Annotated in this window: 20 protein-coding genes and 3 pseudogenes; 7 read left to right on the forward strand and 16 right to left on the reverse strand. The window is 66.4% G+C overall.

Annotated features, from left to right (window positions below; translation table 11 throughout):
* Positions 1-67: 67 nt before the first annotated feature.
* On the reverse strand, positions 68-547 hold the full coding sequence (locus IO20_RS0132955; protein WP_030556768.1) for a hypothetical protein: 480 nt from the start codon (positions 545-547) through the stop codon (positions 68-70).
* 121 nt (positions 548-668) lie between these two features.
* Here IO20_RS0132955 and IO20_RS0132960 point away from each other — a divergent pair, with 121 nt between their 5' ends.
* On the forward strand, positions 669-1,487 hold the full coding sequence (locus tag IO20_RS0132960; RefSeq protein ID WP_063761463.1) for a CGNR zinc finger domain-containing protein: 819 nt from the start codon (positions 669-671) through the stop codon (positions 1,485-1,487).
* A 96-nt stretch (positions 1,488-1,583) separates the two neighbouring features.
* Here the strand turns inward: IO20_RS0132960 and IO20_RS37880 are convergent, their stop codons facing one another.
* From IO20_RS37880 to IO20_RS40085, 6 genes and pseudogenes are all read right to left on the reverse strand, one after another.
* Positions 1,584-1,862 (reverse strand): hypothetical protein, encoded by a 279-nt coding sequence (locus IO20_RS37880; RefSeq protein ID WP_051875127.1) that lies wholly within the window; start codon positions 1,860-1,862, stop codon positions 1,584-1,586.
* 50 nt (positions 1,863-1,912) lie between these two features.
* Positions 1,913-2,152, reverse strand: a complete 240-nt coding sequence (locus IO20_RS37885) for a peptidoglycan-binding domain-containing protein (protein ID WP_051894203.1) — start codon at positions 2,150-2,152, stop codon at positions 1,913-1,915.
* Positions 2,149-2,472 (reverse strand): peptidoglycan-binding domain-containing protein, encoded by a 324-nt coding sequence (locus IO20_RS37145; RefSeq protein ID WP_051894204.1) that lies wholly within the window; start codon positions 2,470-2,472, stop codon positions 2,149-2,151. The genes IO20_RS37885 and IO20_RS37145 overlap by 4 nt, the downstream gene beginning before the upstream one ends.
* Positions 2,473-2,766: 294 nt before the next feature.
* Positions 2,767-3,168, reverse strand: a complete 402-nt coding sequence (locus tag IO20_RS0132975) for a hypothetical protein (RefSeq protein ID WP_030556760.1) — start codon at positions 3,166-3,168, stop codon at positions 2,767-2,769.
* A gap of 39 nt (positions 3,169-3,207) precedes the next feature.
* Entirely contained in the window at positions 3,208-3,840 is a 633-nt protein-coding gene (locus IO20_RS37150) for an ATP-grasp domain-containing protein (RefSeq protein ID WP_245685138.1), read from the reverse strand.
* Between the two features lie 636 nt (positions 3,841-4,476).
* Positions 4,477-4,587 (reverse strand): annotated as a pseudogene (locus tag IO20_RS40085) (response regulator); the annotation flags it as partial.
* On the opposite strand from IO20_RS40085, the pseudogene IO20_RS39255 reads away from it, so the two are divergent.
* From IO20_RS39255 to IO20_RS0133000, 3 genes and pseudogenes are all read left to right on the forward strand, one after another.
* Positions 4,573-4,869 (forward strand): annotated as a pseudogene (locus IO20_RS39255) (transposase); the annotation flags it as partial. The pseudogenes IO20_RS40085 and IO20_RS39255 sit on opposite strands and share 15 nt — an antisense overlap.
* A 622-nt stretch (positions 4,870-5,491) precedes the next feature.
* Complete coding sequence (locus tag IO20_RS42480) at positions 5,492-5,785, forward strand: transposase family protein (protein ID WP_157850847.1); 294 nt, start codon at positions 5,492-5,494, stop codon at positions 5,783-5,785.
* Between the two features lie 163 nt (positions 5,786-5,948).
* Positions 5,949-6,389: a hypothetical protein gene (locus IO20_RS0133000; RefSeq protein ID WP_030556752.1), complete on the forward strand. Its 441-nt coding sequence runs from the start codon at positions 5,949-5,951 to the stop codon at positions 6,387-6,389.
* A 240-nt stretch (positions 6,390-6,629) separates the two neighbouring features.
* Here IO20_RS0133000 and IO20_RS37155 read toward each other — a convergent pair whose 3' ends face one another.
* Positions 6,630-6,824: a 4a-hydroxytetrahydrobiopterin dehydratase gene (locus tag IO20_RS37155; protein ID WP_324604770.1), complete on the reverse strand. Its 195-nt coding sequence runs from the start codon at positions 6,822-6,824 to the stop codon at positions 6,630-6,632.
* Between the two features lie 526 nt (positions 6,825-7,350).
* Here IO20_RS37155 and IO20_RS40535 point away from each other — a divergent pair.
* The gene (locus IO20_RS40535) at positions 7,351-7,923 is read left to right on the forward strand and encodes a GIY-YIG nuclease family protein (protein ID WP_157850848.1); all 573 of its coding nucleotides are present in this window, start codon (positions 7,351-7,353) and stop codon (positions 7,921-7,923) included.
* Positions 7,924-9,801: 1,878 nt separating this feature from the next.
* A complete protein-coding gene (locus IO20_RS0133020) occupies positions 9,802-10,968 on the forward strand; it encodes an ImmA/IrrE family metallo-endopeptidase (protein ID WP_030556748.1) in 1,167 nt (388 codons plus the stop codon).
* Between the two features lie 19 nt (positions 10,969-10,987).
* On the opposite strand, the gene IO20_RS0133025 is transcribed toward IO20_RS0133020, so the two are convergent.
* Complete coding sequence (locus IO20_RS0133025; RefSeq protein ID WP_234315026.1) at positions 10,988-11,650, reverse strand: hypothetical protein; 663 nt, start codon at positions 11,648-11,650, stop codon at positions 10,988-10,990.
* A 236-nt stretch (positions 11,651-11,886) separates the two neighbouring features.
* Positions 11,887-13,470: a PD-(D/E)XK nuclease family protein gene (locus tag IO20_RS0133030; protein WP_234315025.1), complete on the reverse strand. Its 1,584-nt coding sequence runs from the start codon at positions 13,468-13,470 to the stop codon at positions 11,887-11,889.
* A 225-nt stretch (positions 13,471-13,695) separates the two neighbouring features.
* On the opposite strand from IO20_RS0133030, the pseudogene IO20_RS37160 reads away from it, so the two are divergent.
* Positions 13,696-14,318: pseudogene (locus IO20_RS37160) on the forward strand (HNH endonuclease family protein).
* Positions 14,319-14,831: 513 nt separating this feature from the next.
* On the opposite strand, the gene IO20_RS0133045 reads toward IO20_RS37160, so the two are convergent.
* The 6 genes from IO20_RS0133045 to IO20_RS0133070 all read right to left on the reverse strand — a co-directional run bounded on the left by IO20_RS0133045 (position 14,832) and on the right by IO20_RS0133070 (position 20,571).
* A complete protein-coding gene (locus tag IO20_RS0133045) occupies positions 14,832-15,401 on the reverse strand; it encodes a hypothetical protein (RefSeq protein WP_030556740.1) in 570 nt (189 codons plus the stop codon).
* Positions 15,398-16,651: a DUF7224 domain-containing protein gene (locus IO20_RS0133050; RefSeq protein WP_030556738.1), complete on the reverse strand. Its 1,254-nt coding sequence runs from the start codon at positions 16,649-16,651 to the stop codon at positions 15,398-15,400. Before IO20_RS0133050 ends, IO20_RS0133045 begins: the two co-directional genes overlap by 4 nt.
* A complete protein-coding gene (locus tag IO20_RS0133055) occupies positions 16,648-17,394 on the reverse strand; it encodes an ABC transporter ATP-binding protein (protein ID WP_030556736.1) in 747 nt (248 codons plus the stop codon). Before IO20_RS0133055 ends, IO20_RS0133050 begins: the two co-directional genes overlap by 4 nt.
* Before the next feature lie 77 nt (positions 17,395-17,471).
* Positions 17,472-17,903 carry a hypothetical protein gene (locus IO20_RS37895; RefSeq protein ID WP_051766156.1) on the reverse strand — a complete coding sequence of 144 codons (432 nt, stop codon included), beginning with the start codon at positions 17,901-17,903 and terminating at the stop codon, positions 17,472-17,474.
* Positions 17,904-18,893: 990 nt separating this feature from the next.
* Positions 18,894-19,427, reverse strand: coding sequence for a hypothetical protein (locus IO20_RS0133065; RefSeq protein WP_157850849.1), 534 nt, complete (start codon positions 19,425-19,427; stop codon positions 18,894-18,896).
* Positions 19,428-19,884: 457 nt separating this feature from the next.
* Complete coding sequence (locus IO20_RS0133070) at positions 19,885-20,571, reverse strand: Lsr2 family DNA-binding protein (RefSeq protein ID WP_030556731.1); 687 nt, start codon at positions 20,569-20,571, stop codon at positions 19,885-19,887.
* Positions 20,572-20,583: the final 12 nt, after the last annotated feature.

The following is a 20,583-nucleotide window of genomic DNA, read 5'->3' on the forward strand; positions in this document are numbered from 1 at the left end:
GGCCCAAGGGTGACAGTCGGGTCGACGGTGCGGGCGGGCGCCGGGTCATCGGGATCTGCTTCTGCCTTCACGCTGCCTGGGCGGCTGGCGTGCCGAAGACGTCGTCGAAAGTGTGGGCCTGGTGGGTGGCGACCATGAGCCAGGCTCCGCTCCGGTGCCGCCGGGCGTGTGCGGTGTAGTGCTGCACCTCGGACGGAGTGAGGACCTTCAGGTCGCCGAAGACGTAGTACAGCGGCGTGGGGGCATGCGCAGCGGTGAACAACAGGCCGGCCTTCAGGGTGGAGCTGCTGATGGCGTAGCGGTCGGTGTGGGTGCTGGGCATGCGGTCCTTGGCGTCGATGGTGACGAGTTCGCCGTCACGTGCGGCGATCAGGTCGGGGAAGTAGCGCAGGGCCGAGTCCGTGCGGGCCAGCGCTCGACGGATCGGGGGCGCGTAGGTGCCCTGGCCGCAGAGCTGAACAGTCCATCCGAGGTTTTCCAGAGCGCGGGCGACCCGCTGTTCGTGCACATCGCCCACGCGCTTGCGGTCCTGCCATTGGAGCGTCATGCCCCTCCCCAGCGTGATACGAACCATCCCCTTTTCGTGCTACTGCCTCATCACTATGATGCCCCGCATGACGGCATACGTAGACCCACGGTTTCGTCCCACGCTCTGGCCCGGAACCCCAGTGCCCGCACCGGAGTTGAAGCCGGTGCGCGGAGCGCGGGCCGAAGGCGAATGGATTGTGTGGACGCCCCAGGTCCGCAGCGAAGGGGAGCCTGTCGCGTTGCCGGAGGACTTCTACCTGCGCGAGCTCATGGACCTCGATCCCACCGACCTCGACTCAGTCGCGAACATGATGCGCGCCTACGGGCACTTCGGTGGCAGCGTCGCATCCGGAAGCTGGGAGGACGACGAGTACAACCGGCTCACCGAGCTCGAGAACAGCCTCCACCCCGTGCGCGGGCCGTTCGCCGTGCACGGCGACCTCATCGGCGTCTTCATCACCCAGGCCCAAGAAGCCATCACGACCTGGACGGCACTACGCCGGGAAGGGGGACTGGACGCACTCGTCGAGCCGGAAGTGACACCCGAGGCACTGGCCCAGATCCACAAGGACAACGACCACCAGGACGAACCCTGGCCCAAGGACCTGGACGAGCTGCGCCAAGTGCTGCTGGAACTACGCATCACTAACCTCACCGGGATGCTGAACTCCGCGCTGCAGCCCTTCAGCATCGGCATCGGCAGCCTGACCGACCGCTACCCCACCATCCTGTCGGTGGCCTTCCTCCAGCTCTACAACCACCTCGCCGAGGAAGCCACCATCCGCACCTGCGCCAATGAGACCTGCCGGCGCTCCTTCGTCCGCCAGCGCGGCCGCGCGGAGTACGGCCAGAACCGCACCAGCGGTATCAAGTACTGCACCCGTGAATGCGCCCGCGCCCAGGCACAACGCGAACACCGACGACGCCGCAAGACCGCCGCCGAACACCACCAGCCGTAAGCCCCCGGAGAGGTCGCCTCTCCGGCACGGCCGGACACACTGCAGCGGCCGCGCCCAAGAAGGGGCGCGGCCGCGGATACGCGGGTGGGGTTACTTTCAGGCGCAGTGGATGTGGGTGTTGTGGTCATGACCTTCTTGTGGGGGGGCGCCGCTGCCCACGTGGATGCCGTTGATGAAGTTGGCGTCGAAGGAGAGGCCGCGGTAATGGCGGGAGTTCTTGCCGTGGACGCCGCCGACGAGCTCGGAGATCCGCAGCTTGTAGCCGTACCTGTCGTGCAGGGTGATCAGGGCGCGGAGCATGCGGGGGTCGAGCGGGACGCGCTTGTAGCCGACGTGGCTGTTGCCGCTGGTGGCGGCACCGATGCCCTTGGCCATGTCGTGGATGTTCCGGTAGGCGGTGGACCGGGAATCGACGTCTCAGAGTGCTAGGTGGCGTACGTGATTCCGCGCTTAGTAAGGAGCTGGCGGGCCAGGGCGGCGGAGCTGCCGGCCGGCTTGGCGGTGCCGGGCTTGGGGGTGGGCTCGGGCTTGACCGGGGTGGACCTGGTGATCAGGGCGTTCCACATCTTCGGGCCGACAACGCCGTCGACCTTCAGACCGGCCCTTGCCTGGAAGCTGCGGACCGCGCTCTTGGTGTTCTTGCCGAAGACGCCGTCGGTCTTCACGCCGAGCTGCACCTGGGCGGCCTTGACGGCCGGGCTGCGGTCGCCGAGGCCGTCTTTGCCCCGACGACGCCGTCAGCCTTCAGGCCGGCGCGCTTCTGGAACTTCCCGACCGCGGTCGCGGTCTTCCTGCCGTAGATGCCGTCGGCGGACACCGCGTAGCCCCGGGCGGTCAGGAGGTGCTGGACGCTCTTCACGTCGGTGCTCCTGGAGCCGGTCTTCAACTTCGGCCACGCCCCAGTCCTGGCCATGGTGCTGGCGTGGGAGGCGCCGCGGACGACTGGCTTGCCCGAAGCGTTCGCCTGGTCACCGGTCGCGCTCACCGCGCCCGCACTCCACTGCCTTGATGGCCTCGCTGTACGCGCCTACCGGGTCCGGGTGCAGTCCGCATGTCGCCCTCCAGGCCGCTGCCAGGTGATCGGCAGCGCAGCCAGCGGAAGGGGCGGCAGCCGCGTCGGTGACGGTCTGGCGCAGGCGACGCACGCCGTCATCCAGCCCAACCACGCTGGGCGAGCTTAAGGGCGCCCGGCACAAGTTCAGTACCGCGATCTCCGCCCCGGCCGGAGGAGCGTGGAGCCGATACGCCCCCGACGACCACCAGCGATGAAGCACGGTACTTACGCTGGGTCCGCTGAGCCGCGTTTGTCCTCAACATGGACGACGTGAAGCTCGGTGCCGTCCCGGTGGCGCTTGGAACGTCCGAACAGCCCGACAGCGATCTGCGACTGATCCTGAGGCTCATCGGGGCCGACATAGGTAAGGACGTCGTTGTGATGCCCAGTGACGACCCATCCCTCGACGTCCTTGAGGTCGATCACCCCAAAGTCTCCTGCCGAAGATCCGGCATGCGCCGGGCCGAACTTCTTCAGGAGGTCGGTTGCCTGTTCAGCAAGCTCCCCTTCCGGAGCGGTCAGCACGACACAAGTGCCATGCTCGAACAGCACCCACGACTTGCCAGGGTCGGCGAGAAGCCGCTGCCAGACGTCTATGACTATCTCGGTGTTCACGCCGGTCATCATGCCGCAGGGCACCGACACAGGGTGACGATCGGCCTACGGCTACGGCGAATACGCGACTCTTGAACATGCGGGCCTACCAGTCGCGAACGCCAGATCTCGCGGCCGCATGTGCTCGCGTGGCCCCGCCGCCCGCAGGACCACGTCCAGCACCCGTGCCGGGTCGGCCGCGTAGGCATGCGAGAACCACGCCATGTTGGCCTCCACCACCGCCCAGCGGTGGCCTGCGCGGTAGGGGTCCAGCAGTTGCCCGACGTCCACGACGACGGCACTCGGCAGCGTGTGCCCGGCTGCGGTGGCCAGCCGGTCGGCGAACTCCGTAATCTGCGCGGCGGTGGCCCCGTCCGCCCGGTCCGTACCGAGTGGGCGGGGGTCGAGCCGGCCGAACACTGCGTACCGGCTCGCCGTGGCAATCTGACCGTCCAGCAGGAACAGCCGGTACTCGGCCGCGAAGGTCACCACGTCAGACAGCAGCACCGGTGCTGCCGGGTCCAGGGCGGAGAACAGCCGGGACCCGTCGGTGTAGACATCGGCCGGGAAGGACTTGTCACGGGGCGGCTTGACGAACGTCGGCTGGTCGATCACCCATGCGTCCGCAATGGTCCCAGCCCGTACCTGGCGGCCGGTGAACTCTTCCGGCAACTCGGCGAGCCAGCCGTCTGCCGGCTCCAGCAAAGCGAACCGCCCTGACCGACATCCCTCGGCCCGCCGCCTCGACGGCCAACAGGTCCATCGTCGACGTCCGCCGTCCAGGCATGACCAGCACCGCGAATCCCTCCTGCACTCCGCAAAACCGCCACGCTAGCTGTATTGATCACGAGCGTTGTTAACGGGGCCAGGTCTTGATCATGGCGAAGACCTCCGGTGTGGTGGAGGCTCACACCGCATACGAAGGTCTTCGTGTCCCACCGTAATGCCCGGCTGACCGCAGGCGGCCGCCAGGCGGACCATTTCGTCGCCTGTTATCCCGGCGTCTACGAGGAGCACGCCGTCCCTGCCCTGCACGACAGCGGTGTTGTTCTCGAGTAGCTCGCTCTGGTGGATCAGCACACCCTCCGCAACCTGCTGAACTCAAGCACAACTCCCAGCACCTCAGCAGGCAAGACCACCTACGGCTCGTCCAGCTGCTCCAGACGCTCCACCGGCCGAACGCCCGCTCGGGGCGCGCCTCCCCCAGGGCACGCCCCGCAGCCTTCACCGCCGCACCGCCCTCGGCCTACGCCAGCTGAGCACTGCGAAGCTCGTGCTCCAGACACGCCTTGAGCGCCGACGTGTGGTTCCGGCGCCTTGGAGCTGCGGTGTCGCCGGGCCCTACGAGGTGTGTCGTTCGAGGTAGATGGACGTGAAGACGGCGACCTTGGCGCGTAGGGCCCAGGGGTCGAAGGGTTTGCTGATGTAGTCGACGGCGCCGGCCACCTCGCCGCCTACGCCGGTCTCGCCCCGGCGACCCGGAGCTCGGGCTCCTCGATCCGCGGCGAACAGCCGTCAAGGAGAGGAAACAAGCAGCTCAAGAGAGCCTTCTTCCTTTCCGCGTTCGCCGCGCTGGGAGACCCGACCTCACGGGCCGACTACGACAAGAAAATCGCCCAGGGTAAGCATCACACCCAGGCCCTGCTCTGCCTCGCACGGCGACGAGCAGACGTCCTCTTCGCGATGCTCCACGACGGAACCTTCTACGAACCCCAACTTGCAGGGGCCGGGTGACGGTTCTGACTCACCGGTCAGTCCTCCTCCGGCCGAAGCCGCCAGCGAGCGGCCTCAAGCCGCTGGTCATAGTCAGGCGCGAACAGCCCCGCAAGTGACTTGTCCAGCGTCCCGGCGATGCGATGGATCGGCACCCAGACCGCCGGATCGTCGACAACTCTTGATCGTGACCTGGCTATCACTCATGCACACCCCTACGGCTCGGCCCCACTGACCTTCGACCTTGACCAAACACATAGGGGCACCCCCCGGCCCACCACGACGTGGAGACCGAGTCCGCGGCACGGGCCCGGTGCGTCGGCGGCCGTCAGGGCAAGCCGGTCACACCTGGGCGCCGTCGCGTCCCACCGGGTGACGGACGGCCAGCTCCGGCTACGCGTGCAAGGCCACCTCTCATGGCGGCAGCCTGGTCACCCCAGTGACAGGCACTGCCGACCGTCACCTCTACTACGAGTTGAAGTGCCCAGGCGGGTACGGAGAAGCGGGCTCTGTCGCTGATCTTGTGACGTTGCAGCCATTCGATCGTTTCGGATGGGTGTGCGGTTCAGGGGACTTGCGGGAGGTTCTCCCGCATCTGGCGGACGTGGTGGTCGAGTCTGTGCGTCGGGATGCGGGCGTGGTCATGCTGCGTACCCGTTCCCAAACGGGTTCGGCGCGGTGTCCGCAGTGCGGAAGGCCCTCGGGCCGAATACACGGCCGGTACGAGCGGCGACTCAAGGGCGCGCCGGTGGGCGGGCTGCCGGTGGTGATCGTGGTGCTGATACGGCGGTTCAAGTGCCTGGCGGCTGAGTGCCCGACAGCCTTCGCCGAGCAGATTCCGGGACTGGCCCGGCCGCACGCCCGGCACACGCCCGCCCTGCGGGACCTGCTCGGCCGGGTCGCCCAGGCACTAGGGGCTGTCCGATGGGTCGTGTGAGCTGATCAGGGCCGTGGCATAGGCGCAGATGAGCTTCTCCCGAGGCGCCGTCGTCGGGCTCGCCCGCACGGAGAGCTCGTCGCCAATCCGCCCGTCCTTGCCTGCGTCGGCCGGTTGAGGAATTTGGTTGCGGTGGATCAGGCGGATGCGGTCATACTCCGGCATGAGTAGAGACGCCGAGGTCATCGTGCTAGCCCGCTGGTCGGACGAGGTGATGGAACCGCTGACCCAGGACGACCCGGAACGCACGTGGCGAGGTCGCTTCGTCCCGATAGCGGGGCAGTGGGGCTACGAGTTCGGGTGGGCCCTGGAGTTCGAGAAATTGCGTGGCCGCCAGGGCCTGCTCAGGCACCTGGAGTCGCTGCCGTGGCCGCATCCGCACACGGTGCAGGTTCTGCTTCGCGACCAGGACGACGACTGCTTCGGGCTGTGGATGTTCCAGGAGGGCCGGCTGGTGGAAGTCACCATTCCGCGCACCGAGCGTTTCCACCAGCCCAATGAGGACTTCGAACCCTACCCAAGCATGCTGCTGCGCACCGACCAGAACACGGCTCTGCCCGAGCAGACCCCAGAAGCGCGCCGCGACACCCGCTCACCCTGGTAGACCGAGTTCGGCAGCTCATCTTGGGGACGTCAGGGCTGTCGACGAGCGCGTACTCAGCGAACTGCGCCACCACTACCCAGGTGCCAAGGACCTCTCAACGGGGCGTTTCACTGCGGACGGAGCCATAGGCGGATCGCGGCCACGGTGACCGTCCCGTGGAAGACGTACGCCCGTTTGTCGAAGCGCGTGGCGACGGCGCACGCACGCCGTGCAAGGGTCGACTTCGCCGTTGCCCCTGGGTCAGTCGAGCGGGAGCGCCTGGTGCGCGGTCACCATCGTGCCGATGCGCTGCGCGAGGTCGAAGTCCGCGGCTGTCAGTTTGAAGCCGGCGTCATGTGTGGTGATGGATGCCCGTAGGCGGTCCATGCGGAGGTCGAGGTCGGCATGGTGCTGTATGCGGCGGGAACGGTCTGCGATCGACACGATCGCGGCCACGGCGGCGTGCTAGCGGATGGGGGTATGTCCGGCTGTTCCTTAGCCAGCCCGGCAAACTGATCACATGAACCGAGGCGCCCTGTAATCCGCACTGTTCCAGGATGGCTGCATCTCTGCACGCGCCGCTCTGGCCGAGCTGGAGGCAGGCGCGGACTTCGAGGTCTTTCTGAACCAAACGGGTTCCGCACAGCTCTGGGACACCTGGTCCTGGCGGCACGAAGTCATGCTCGACACGGGCGTCACACCTCGGCCCGGACTCGCCGAAGCCATCACCGGACTTCAAGCCGCAGGAACAGCTCGGGTATACATGGCGACCGGCGCCGGATCGCAGAGACGTTTCACGCTCTTCCTGTCAGAAAACCTTACCCAGTGCATCGCCTCCTGGTGATCTCACCTCATTGGATTAGGCGTTCTAAGCTGGCTACCTGCGGCGTAGGCTCCAGCGGCATGAGTACAAGGGGCACACCGCTTGGTCGGGTAGTTCAGAGCGGCTGGTTTGTCGTGCCCAACCCTTAGGCTCTTCGCCATGGACGAAGCCATGGTGTGTGTTGCTCTCGCTGCCTTGACTGATGGCCCGCAGCACACGGCGCAGGAGGCCCTTGAGGTGGTGCCGAACGCGGCAGGCCTCTATGCGATCCATGGTGATCTGCTGGCAGTCAAAGAACTCGCAGCAGGTGCCGCTGACCACCCCCTCTATGTGGGGAAGGCAGAACGCAGCTTGGTAGGGCGCGACCTGCGTACACACTTCGCAACGGGCAAGACTGGCTTCTCCACCCTACGACGGACTCTCTCAGCGCTCCTGCGGGAACCGCTTGGACTCCGAGCAGTGCCCCGCAACCTTGCTCGGCCTGACGGCAGCGCCAACTACTCTCTGGAGAGCAGCGGCGATGAGCGGCTGACGGAATGGATGCACGCGAGGTTGCAGCTCTCGGTGTGGGTAGGACCTGACGGTGTGGTCCTCGATGAGGTTGAGACTGCTGTGCTCAATGTGCTTCGGCCGCCCCTCAACCTGGCCAAGATGGGAAGCCTGGGCGACCGCAGGGTCAAGGCGGCTCGTGCAGCTATGGCAGAGGAGGCAAGGGCCTGGCAAGAGGCGTGACGGAATCTACGGTCGCGCCTGAGCTGGGTGCGGCGCACCGCACCCTCGGCCGCACTCGCACACGTCGCGCACCACGCCCGACGCTCACTCCTCCCCTCACACCTGCGGACTTGCCAGTGCCATGAACGCGGCTGCCGCTGGCACCCGCGACATCGCGGCTGCGCCGGCCCTCTCCTTCTCGTCCTGTCCCGCGAGCTGGGTGGCCGGCTGTGGCGGCTGGCTGACGTGTGCGCCGCATGCGCTGCGGCGATGAAAGACGCGTCGGCCGTGCCAGCGACCGCCCTGACCGGAAAGCAGGACGCATCTCCAGGGCCTGGCCGTCGCCGGCCGCGCCCCTCCCCCGTCGTGCAGGAGGAGATGGAACTGGTACGCAACATGCTCAGCTTTGCCGCGGCCTCACTTCCCGCATCAACAAGCGCCTCGGCCCGCCTCCTGGATTTGCAGGGCGTCTTGCGTTCCGACCAGCTAGGGCACGCACTCGTTCCGGCAGGGCTGACTCGCGGCATGGCCTTGGGGAACTCGACGGTCGCCTGGTGGGAGCTGGAGGCGGCCAGATGGTTGCGGCTTGCCCCGCAGGGGACGGCTGCGGCCGTCTGGCTCAGTGACCCTCTGACGGGCATGCCGGGCCACAGAGCCCGGTCACGGGCTGCCGACTGGACCCTGCGCGTCGCCCGCGAGCACAGGCTCACGAAGCCGGCCGCGAGGTCCCAGCTGGTCGCTGTCGCACTGCAAGCCCATTTGGAACCAGGCGCTGTCGAGGGTGCCGCCGACGCCCACCAAATCGCACACCGCCACACCCGTCTACCGACTGCTCGAAGAAGTCCTAAGGCTCGTGGAACACCAGGTGATCTTGACTGGCGCCCTCGATCACAACCGTGGCGAGCAGTCCTGGAGGCTGACTGCCCCCTTTCGCCCGAGCCGGCATGCCTGAACCTGCTCATCAAGCTGAAAGGCGCCAGCCCCTCACAGCCTGCCGGCAATGGCCGCCTCCACGGTTCCTTCCGCCACTCGGGCCTCCGATCCCAGGAGCCCGCGTCCAGAGACGCTCGGCCGCGTACCAGCGGTACGGGGGCAGGGCGGGGCCTCGAAGCATGCGCTACGAGGCCGACGGGCCGGCTCATGTCGGCGATCGCCCTGCGTCCGCTGCGGTCGCCTGCAAGTTTTTCTGTCCGAGCCGCTCAAGTTCACTGACGCTTGAGCGCTGATGCCAAAAACAGATCGGCCACTGGCACCAGGTCCGCTATCGCCGACAAGCGCTGTTGGGCAGTACTGGATCCGAGCCGACGCCCTGCGCCGATAGACGCCTACCAAGGGATCTTGGCTGACGCCTTTGCAGGCGGGTGCCGCCCGTCCAATAAGGTGACGCGGCATGGGCAAGGCTGCTTTGATAGTGCGGGCATCGGGCATGCTGGTGCATCGCTGCGCGGGCTGCCGGATGGGCACTGACGTATCGCGGGCTCTGCCGGGGAGGGAACAGACAGTCGTGACCCCTGAGGCAACCGCCCCCCGGACCGCATCCTCATCCTGTCGGTCGAGGCGGCAAGGTGCTGTCAGCCTCCCCGCAAGGGGCGTAGTCACGATGAGCTGCACCTATCGCCTGGCGCCCCTTCTGGAGACACGTAATCGCTGGTCAACCGGCTTGTGCGATGTCTCGGCCAAGGCCCCTACCCGGTCTGCTTCGCCTTCGCGGCTGTCAGTGTCCGCCTCTATCCTTGTGGGCATAGGGGGTGGTCGAAGAGTGAACTTTTCTGCTGCGGAGAGTCGGCTGTCAGGACTACAGGGCAGAGTCGGGGGGAGAGTCTTTGAGGACGGTTTCCCCGCTGCTGCGGGGGACGCAAGTGCGGGCACACAGACGAGGCGGCCAGGGAGGTGACGCGTGTGGGCAATGAGGCAGCGACATTTGATGCCCGTGCGCTGAGCAGCCTGCTCTCCCGCTACGAGGTCACTCCGCCTGTACTGGAAGAGCTTTTCGGGTCATCTGAGATCGGGGAAGAGCTGCTGGACGGGAAGCGTCTTCCCTCACGGCGGGAAGCCTCGCTCCTGGGTGCGCTGCTGGGAGTGGATCCCACCATCCTGACCGGCGCGAGGAGGCCCTCACTTGGCGTGAGCCTGCGCCTGGGCACGGCGGAAATCGAGCACGATGTGGTCGAGCCGGTCGAACACGCCATGAAGCTTCTAGCCGCAGATCGGCTGACCGAGCGTTGGGGCTTCAGCACGCCGGTTGAGGATCTCTCCCGGCTCCCTGTGTCAAGGAGGTTGTTCAAACCGAAGGAGGACGGCAGGACGACTGCTGTCCGGCTACGGGCCCAGCGCGCTCTGGATCCGCTCGCCCCGATTGAGGATCTCACCGGCTTCGTCGAGAGCCTGGGCTGCCTGGTGGAGTACCGGCCGTTGCCGAAGAACGTTCACGGCATTTCAGTCCCAGAAATCCACGAAAACCGCCAGACTTGGGCAATCCTCATCAATTCGGACGACTATTGGGCGCTTCAGAGATTCACGCTCGCACACGAATTGAGCCATGTCCTATACCAGGACAGCGGGCAAATAATCATCGACCGGGCGCAGAATTCCAACGCAATTCCAGAGATCATCGCGGACTCTTTCTCTCGACATTTCCTATTCCCGGACGAGGCGCTGGAGGAAATGCTGGAAGAGCATGGCCCCTCGAATGATCTACCGGATGTGAACCGTCTTGTCGCCGATGCCATGCTCACCTACGGAATAAGCAGGCGGGCCACGGTCAAGGCGCTACGGGATTCGGAATACCACCTGACGCCTTCCAGCGCGCTGCTGGATCAGTGCGAGAACACGACAGTCGCGTCGATGATGGTCAGCGTCGGAGCCGGTACGGCGTGGTCTCAGATGGCGGAGGCCGAGGGCCGGCGGTATGCCTCACCTCGTCTGACCGAGCATGTCCTGGCCGCATTCGCAAGCAATGTGGTGAGTCTGCAGACAGTGGCTGATGTGATCGCAGACGGGGACGAAGGGGAGGCCGTGCGACAGCTGAGCGCCGCCGGTTGGGACCTGACCGCGGCGGCGGAATAGACGGCACCGGGCTAACACATCAAGGGTCGCAGGAGCGGCACACACCTGCGAGACCACGGCACCGGAAGGCAGAGGAGTCCGCCGGACGGACATCGGTGGGCAGGGTGGCGAAGTGGGCCGTCATCTCGTTGAGCGCTGCCAGGAGGTCCTCTTCCTTCAGGTTCGGTTCTGCGCAGGCGAGTTCGGCAAGGATGTCACGCAGGTTCCGTGCGGATACCCCCTGCCGCCAGGCCACTCGGCTGGCGCCTCCGTCGTTGGTCAGCACGATGGCCGTGCCGCCGGCTTTGATGACGTCGGCGGCGATGAGGATGCTCTCCTTCTCGCCGTGATGACGCTTCGCCCTGTCCGTATCGATCTGGTGCCACGTCGCACCCCGCCGCTCGGCCGCCGCACGATCGAGCTCCAGGAGTTGCTGCTGCACCGCAGCCTCCAGCGCGGCCGAGTCCTCGGAGGGCTCGAGCACGGTGATGGTCTTGTCGTCGAGCTTCTTGACGAGGCGGTCCGCGCAGGCCGCCATCAGCACCAGGTTCCGACGCGGACGGGCGACCTGCGGGATCCGCGCAACGTTGCGGATCTCTTCCTCGACCGCCGTGGCCACGGCCACACTCTCCCCGTAGAGCTTGAGGAACATCTCCAGGTACAGAGGCCGGTGAGCCAGGGCATAGAGGACGCCGGTGTCCACGAGGGCGGTGGTGACGGGCCGACGACGCCGTGGAAGCGACGAATCGACCGCGTACTGACGCACCGGCGGCAAGGGCGGCCGAGGGCGGAGGTTCGGGCCGCGTGGCAGCATCACCCGGGGCGTGGGTAGCGGCCTATCCAACTACCCTCCCGTAACACACTCTTACAACCTGCCGACATGCTCCTCACCCAAGCCTAGCCCCCCGCCAGTCTGCCGTGCACGTGTTCTCCGTCGGGCTAGTCGGACAAGCCCGCCTGCAGGCCAGCACACGGCTCGTCATACACCTGCGGCTGTCCGTCGGCGTCACCGTGAGCGTCCGCGGCGTCGGGGCACCACCGCCTGACGGGGCACCAGGTGCACTGAGACCCGGGCGACGAGGACCATGTGGCATCTCGAATCCAGGAGCTGGCCCGCTGGCGGACCTCGGCCCGCGCCATGCGGACCATGTCCTGATCGCGCTCCAGATCCCAGGTGAACACGCGTGCCCCCTCTGAAGTGATCACCTCCAGTTCGACGACGGGGAGCATTTCGGTTTCACCGAAGGCATCTTTCGCAGTAGAGGCGATATTCATCAGCCACGGGACCGGGAAGAAGCGGTCGAAGGCGTCGCTCTCGTCTGCGGGCATCTGAGTCGTGGTCTTCGTCTCGCGTACGAAAATCTGCCCGCTCGCTCCTCGATATACCAGATCGGGCTGAGAAGCAATCACAACGTCCGCGGTCCCGTCGTACCCGTAAACCGAGGGTTCGACGGCAACAACTTCGACGCCGTCGGCCAGAGGGCACAAACGAGCATGCGCAGCAAGGAATTCACGAGTCTTCGCATACTCTTCCGCCGTGAGGGTTCCCGTGAAGGCCCCAGCCTGTCCGAGAGGTGCGACGTCCTGCTCGGTACACCGCGTGCCGCGTGCGTGGGCTTGAGCGAGCCACCGGTGAATAATGCGGCCGCGGTCCGACGCCTCCGACGACATGCGGGCTGGCGGCAGCCTGCACACCGTTTCGAGGTACCAGCGGGCGGGGCATTTCAGGTAGAGCTCAAGGTCGGCGGCGCTCACCGAGCGGGTGTGCGTCCCCGGCCGTCGCTGGCCAAGGCAGCCTGAGAGATCCTCCAGACTCGGACAGCACCCTGCCAGCTTGCAGTCCTGACACGACTGGCCGGGCCGGTAGTCAGCGGCATCCAGCAACTTCTTGATGACAGGACGTCCATACGTCTCGTATCGCGTGCGAACCTCATCCGGCGTGGCTTCGAAGACGACCTCGGTGGAGCCGTCAAACAAGCCAGCCTCGACGATTCGGATCTTCACTGGCGGGATCCGCATCTTGGCCCCGGCAGCAGCGAAGGCGGCGACCGTCGCCCAGCGATCATGCTCTTCGGCGCTGCTGCGGGCCTTGTTCACGCGCAGTCGTCGGACCTCGCGGACTCCATCGACGCTGGAGTACAAAGGCGCCCAGACGGTGACCTCACGCCCCTGGCTTCCCACGGCAGGGTCGAAGGCAAAAAAACGCACTTCCTCGTACTGTGCCGCGAGTTCGTCGTGGGCGTCGAGGTACTGCTCCACCGCGTGTGCAATGTACCTCTCCACTCCCGGGTGAAGATCGGGGTACTGTGCCATCTGTTCCCGGAGGGCCTCCTGGAGGCCCTCCCAGGTGGCGATGCGCTCGTCGCGGTGAAGCGCGGCGATGACCTGCCGGGTCACTTTCAGCATGAACGGATCGTCGCCGTGGCGCCGCTCCCAGCCGGCCACAGTAAAGCGTCGGCGGACTTTGGCCGCCAAGAAGACACCGCACCGGGCAGCGTAGCTCTCCGCGTCAGAGGCCGACACCCGAAGGGCCCCTTGGTACTGGCTCAGCTGCTCTCGCGGGTCCTGGGTCGACACTGACCGCACCCCCTGTTGCGTCGGACCTGCAGGCATACCTGCGAATGTCCGCAGTATAGGACCGACACGAGCATAGGCCTTTCGTATTTGACAGCAGCAACTTCATTGGCTAACGAGCTCGTGCACGGTAAGCGGTGAGACGTCGGGCTCCTCGCCCTGGCGCCGATCGCCCTGCCGTACACGGCCGCCGCGGCCCCGGTGGCGCCGGCCGGTGCGGAGGTGCTCAACTGGTCGACGCCGTCGAGCAGATCCCCCTCGCCGACGAGGCGCGCGCCGGATACAGCCGCGATGCGTTCAAGCACTGGAACACCGGCCTCGATCCCGCCGACGGCTGCAACACCCGCGCCGAGGTCCTCCAGGCAAAAGCGGTCCAAGCGCCGACCATGGCTGCCAGCTGCAAGCTGTCCGGCGGCCTGTGGAAGAGCTATTACAACGGCCAGGAGGTCAACGACCCCGCCAAACTCGACATCGACCACATGGTGCCCCTCGCCGAGGCCTGGGATTCGGGAGCGTCCGCCTGGACGCCGGCCCGGCGCGAGGCATACGCGAACGACCAGGACGCCAGCTCGTCCCTCGTCGCGATGACCGCACGCTCCAACCGTCAGAAGGCCGACCAGGACCCCCGCGACTGGATGCCGCCGCTCCCCAGCGCGCACTGTCGCTACATCTCCGAATGGGTCGGCACCAAGCTCCGCTGGAATCTGGCCGCCGACAACGCCGAGATGGACGCCCTCGCCGTCTTCGCCCACGGCGACTGCGCGAAGACCGCCGTCATCTTCACCCCCGCCCCGTAACACCCGGTCGACCTGCAGGTCCTGACGCGTTGCCCTCCCCTCCGGGTGCTCCTGCCGGTCGTCGGCCTCGTGGGCGTCGGCGACGGCCGCGCGCTTGCATCTGTCGCAAAGGTGCGGATGGGGGTCCTTCGGGACTCCCCAGTCCGTCGCCTGTGCAGCCTCCCAGCGGGCGTCGGTGAACTTCGCCCCGCAGCCGGTGCAGACAGGACGGCGGGCCTCGCGTTCGGCTGCCTGCTTCGCGGCCTGCTCCCGGGCTGCCCGCCGTACCTGTGCCTGGTACTGCGCCTGGCGGGCCTTGGACTCCTCTTCCTCGCGGACGTCGGCGACTTCGCGGCGCGGGTTGCCGATCGCCTCAAGGAACGGCTGCGGATGGTCTCGGCCGAAACGGAGGAACACTGGCTGGCCGGACCGTGCTGGCGCAGCTGGTTCAAACCGGTCGCAATGATCGGGATCTTCCGGTCCTAGAGACGGTGGCCGCCGCGCCAACACCTCACGAACCGCCCTCTGAAACGATCAGTTAGAGCGCCCTGCCCCTGAGAGCTTCAGCGCGAAGGCGAACAGGACAACTGCGACCAGCCACGCAGCCAGGCTTTCGGCAGGGTAGAGAGGAAGGGCCCACCAGACGTGGGAGGGGTGGCCCCCGGGTTGGTAGGCGCGACCAAGGATGAGGTTGAAGATGAGCAGCAGCAACCCTGATGCTGCTGCCGTCGCCTCGTTGGCGAGGCGACGTGTGAGAAGGGCGATAGCGAGAAGGAGGGTGACGTTTCGGGCGACGTCCATTCCCACCACTAGCCCGGCCGCGTGCGTAAGCACCACGGTGAGGATGAGGGCGCCATTGTCGTACAGGCGGACGTGAGCTACCGCTGTGCTCTCGGCTTCGCGTAGTTGTCGTTCGAGGCAGTACATGACGGCGACGACGATCAGAACTGGGGTGAAGTAGGTCAGACGTGCCCCGACCATGCCGCCGACGAGACTGGGAACAGGAATCTCGCTCGTCCCCACAGACCCGCACATCAAGACGAGCACGGCGAGTGCGATGGGAATGACCCACCAGCGGCGTACGGCGATTATGTAGCGGCTCATGGCATGACCCGCACGCAGTGCTTCTGGCTCACGGCTGCTGTGTTGAACCATCTGGCCTGCTCTTGGACCGATAGACCGCGGACCTTCTGGAGCGCTGCCCAGTCTGCAGGGAGCATTCCCTGCCGTATGACTTCCTCGTTCAGTCCCATCGCCAGGGCGGCCCAAGCGGCGGCGGGCGAGCCCGGCTGTCGGCAGTCGGTCACGCCAGCGAGCGAGGCCGCCCCGGCTACTGCCGACTCCGCCAAATCCGCCGTGTATTGGGCACGGTCGCCCCCGCCGTGAAGGGAGGGCAACGACCAGTACAGCGGCCACGTTCCTGGCTTGAGTGGAATCTCTGGGGAGGTGACGCGCAGTTCTTGAGGAACGGGTATCCCGGCAGCCTTCAGTCTGTCTATCGGAGTGAGTGCATCCCGCCGCAATTGCTCGGCATAGGGTTTGTACTCCGGGGGCACGCACACCCTCGGTACTTGTCCGGTACAGGCCATGGCGATGTTGCGGGGATTTGTCGGGGGCCGGTACCCCCAATCGCTCACCAAACTATGGCCTGCTGTGAACGTGGCCGCGGCTACCAGGACGCTGGCTGCTGCGGTCCAGGGGCGCTGGCGCACGCCGGCCAAGGTCCAGAAAGCGAGGGCGAGGCCGGCGACAATGAGCCATGGCACTACAAACACGGCGGGCTCGCGCACGTCGGTGACGGTGGATGTTCCGTCGATGAAACCGCCCAGGTGTCGCAGCCAGGGGTTGGCTATCGCGTGCGGCATGGATAGCCAGGCCCAACAGCTGATCCCAACGACGGGGGCCGCAATGCTCCTGGGCAGGATGAGCCCTAGACACCAGCCGATGATGAGCCAGCCGAAGGGAAGTACGACCAGATGCACCGCGGCGAGCCACCCGGCTCCGCCAGGCCACACACCTACCGCTCTGCGGGCCATCACGAGCGCCCCGGCGATGAGGACGAGGTGCAGGGTCAAGACCGGTGCAGCGGCCCGCAAGAGCTGTTCTGGGAGCCAACGCGCGCTGGTGGTTCGCATGGCTCCCAGCTGGCGGTGGCGGCCCGCTTCCCACGCAGCAGCCCCGGCCACCGCCGGGGCGATGATCGCCATGGCGAAGGCGGCAAGCTCACCGGATTGCACGCCGTATCCCGATGGCGCAGTGTAGGTGACATCGTCGATGTACAAACCGACGTAGAACAAGGCGGGTAGGGCCAGCCACGGTGCAGCCGAGGCCCGGAGATTCGCCCAGGTGATCATTCGGTCGCCTCCAGCAGCGACGCGTAGGCGCTCTCCAGACGTCGGCCCGGCGCGCAGTCCGGTTGGGCGTGGGCGGCGAACTCCTCAACCGCCCCCTTGAACCTCGGTCGGCCCGCTTCGAGGACCACGACCTCGTCGAAAGCCTGGTCGAGGTCGCCGATGTCGTGGGTGGAGACGATCACATGAACGGTGCCACGCAACGAGATCAGCAAGTCGAGAAACCTGCGCCGCTGGTGGGGGTCTAGCCCTACGGTGGGTTCGTCGAGGAGTAGCAACTCCGCGTTATGGACGAGTGCTTGTGCGATAGCGATCCGCTGTTGCTGGCCTCCGGATAGCGTCTTAATCTTATCGTTGATCTTGTCGCTGAGCCCGACTCGTTCAATTGCTTCCGGCGCGGCGCGCCAAGCGTCACGTTCCCGCATGCCCTTTAGCCAGCCGATATACGCCACGTGCTCTCTGCATGTCAGTCCGGGCAGGAATCCAGGGCGCTGCGGCAGCCAGGACACCCTGTGCCGGTAGTTCCGCATGTGTTTCCGGTTGGCCGGGTCAAGCCTTCCGTAGCGGACGAGCCCTGCCTGCGGCTGCGAGGCACTAGCGCCGAGAGAGAGCAGAGTGCTCTTGCCAGCGCCGTTGGGTCCGAGGAGCACAGTATGGCCCGGTGAAAACTCCAGGTCGAGCTGGTTAAGGACTGGGCGTGATGTGCGGGGATAACGGAAGGTGCAGGACTGGTAGTGCAAGGGCATCGGTGGTACCTCGGCGCCGGAGCGGGACTCCTCCGGCTACGCCGACATGGGGTGGGCGCAACCGGAGGAGCAGAGTTTTAGTAGGACACGGTAAGGGACTTGACCCAGGTACGGACGCCCGTAGCACCGTCGTTGACGACGAAGTAGTAGTCGCCGGCGCCGTGATCAGACCATGTGCCGGTGGAGGTGGAGGTGCTGCTGGCGTGGCACTGCGTGAAACTCGCCCTCACGTAGTACGGGTCGGGCCCGAAGGTGTCCTTGCGCAGGGTGACATTGGTGACCGAGGTGCTGCCGTCGGTGCTGCAGCCGGTGAACTTGATCGTGGTGGAGCCACCGGTGTCATACCAGCGACGGGATTCGTAGCCCGGAATGACGCCCGTAAGCGAGCCGGACCAGCTGGCGGCGTGGGCGGGCGCGGTAAGGAGGCCGAGTACAGCGGCGGCACCAAGGCCAACAGTGCCTATTCGCCGACCAGACTCACGCAGGGTGATGAGACGTGTAGATCTCACGGGTTTCCCCCCTTGGGAAGTTGAAAAAGACAACCGTGACCGTAAGTAAGGGACGGCGTTTGATCAACGATCAGTGATGTTTAGGCCATGAGTTCGTCACATCAACATGTTGGATGGCTGAGAGTCCTCCAGACCTGCGTCGACGTGCGGTCATTGGGCGTGCCTTGTGGCGAAGTCGGTGACGCCGTCACGATGGGGCATTTGGACCCAGAGGTGGGTAGTGACCTCACTGCGGCGACAGGTCCGACAGCGCATTTATCGGCGTAGGCGAGACCCTGCGGGGTGCGCAAGAGGACTTGCTGCTCCAGCAGCCTGTCCGGCACCCGGACGGCAGTGGTTGGTTCTATGGATCAGAAACTCATGGGGTCCTCGTCCAGGACGTAGCGGACGGGTGGGCCGCCGAAGTAGCCGCGGACGATGTGCGGCTGACCCGCCGGCGGAAGAAGCGGCGTGTCTCGGCGGCGAGTTCGGCCTGATTCCGGGCGCGGTGCTGCCGGGGCTGAACGCCTTGTCCCGGACCTTTGCATCGGCTGAAGCCATACCGAGCAGCCATCCCGGCACATCGTCTGCAGGACCGTAGGCGTGCCCCATGGAGGCGCCCAGTCGATACGCTCCAAGTCATTGGTCATGACCGGCACTATGCCGGGCAGCACCGACACCCCCTGACAGCACTGTGCCCCCCGCACCGCAGTACGGGGGCAAGGGGGCGCTCCAACGACCAGTCGGCTCACCTATCCACGATCCCAGTAGCGGGCCTCAGTCGCCGATCCGCTGCTCCCCTACGCGGATGACCCAGACGAACGACACCGCGCACCGCGGCCTTGACGGGACCAGGTGAGGAGTCAGTCGCCTTCGACCCACGCGAGACGAGCGTTCCAATGACGGCGGGATGTATCTGTCTGCGCTTCGTCGCGCATCCCGGCCTCGCGCGGCTCCGTCGTCGACCGGACGCTGGGTCGCCCCCGCCCCCGTACGCCGAGAGGGGCGTGGTCACAGGTCCATGTGCTCGTAGTGCCGCAAGAGGGAGCTGGCGGCCTGCTCGGTCATACCAAGCACCTCGGCGACCCGAGCGAGAGGGAGCTGTTCGCTGCTGGTGACGATCCTGGTAGCGAGGGGGCCGAAGACCGCGACGGTCGCCTTCAGCTCACCAGCCGCCTTCACCACGGTGAGCGGATCGTCGTCGACGAGCTCGTCCAGGCGCTCGTGCAACCGCCGCAGCAGACCGGCCAGGTCCTCGGGGAGCGGCACCGCACGTGCGGCGACCTCATCCAGGTGGCTCCCCCAGTCCCGCTCGGGCCCGGAGGTGTCGTAGGCGTCGACGTCGTCGCGGTCGACCTGCTGCCAGTCGATCGGGAACGTCCGCTCGCCGCGCCATCCGCATGCGCACCTGCCCCGCATCGTCGTCGCCATCGGCCTGCGCACCGCTCCGTCGTACACCCACCAGTCGGTGAAGCTGGGGACATGGCCACTGCTGCCCATGTCGATGTAGACCGGGCCCGGCTCGCTGCCATCGGCCAGCAACACCCCGACCCCACCCACATGCGAGTCGAACCCATCACGCTTCCAGGACACCCCGGTCCACCTCCTCGTCCACACAGGGCGCACCGAACCGCCACCCTGCACCCCACGGTGGAGCATCAAGGCGTTGCCGCGCAGCGAGTCGGCATATCCCAAAGGCACATCGGTTGCGCGCGCCACGCTGCGCGCCCCCGGCCCGCCTGGAAGCAGGCACTCGGCAACGCCGTCGCAGGGACCCTTGGGGGCGTCAGGGCCGTGTGCACGGTGTGCGGGCCTGTTTGGCGTCGATCGTGACGAGTTCGCCGTAACGGGCGGAGCTGGCCGAGCAGCCGGCTGAAGAAATTGCGCTGGATGGCGGCGTGGCAGTCGGAGTGCTTGTCGCGGGAGGGGCGCCGGTTGTGGGCTCTGGCGCATGCTCTTGATCAGAAGTTGCACCGAGCGACACACGTCTCGTTTGCCCCTTTCACGCGTTGTTGGAGTTCTCCTGTTCCCAGGCCTGGATGATCTCGATAGGGATGCGCCCGCGTTCAGGTAGGTCGTAGCCGTGGGCGTGGGCCCAGTCGCGGATGGTGCGTGTGCTGACGGATGTCCGGGGGGCTGCAACCGGTGTGTTGCTATGGAGAGCTGAAGGGGTGAAGGTGGCCCCGTGTTCAAGGAGGTCCTTGGGGAACATGGGGATGTGTGTTGTTCCGCTGAGAGTGGCGACGAGGAATTCGGTCAAGGACCCGTCGTAGATGTACCAGGGGGCGCGCAAGGCTTCGTTGACGGCGACGGTCCACTCGTCCGGGGTGCCAGCGGGCTGGGTGACCCAGAAGAGGTAGTCCCCGTTGCCCGTGACTCCCATGGCGAAGAGATCCTCGGGAGGGTGCGGCAATGCCCAGGGGTGTCGGGCAGTTTGTCGGACCTCTTCGATCTGCGTTCGTAGACGGGCCGGCATGGGCCCGGTCAGGTCGGCCCACTCGCTGGGGGCGTGAGGCTGGTACAGGGAGATGAAGTCGCAGAACTGGCCCGGGCCGTAGGTGGTGACGAGTTGCTTGTAGTCCTGGGGCAGGTTCATGCCCAGTGCAGCCTCGATCCGGGACCAGTCAGGGGCTGGCGGGACGGTAGGGGGAGGTGGGCACAGGGCCGTCAGTGCTGTGAGGGCAGTCATCCGATTCCTTGG

The sequence above is a fragment of the Streptomyces exfoliatus genome, assembly GCF_000725545.1.
Classification (GTDB): Bacteria; Actinomycetota; Actinomycetes; order Streptomycetales; family Streptomycetaceae; genus Streptomyces; species Streptomyces exfoliatus.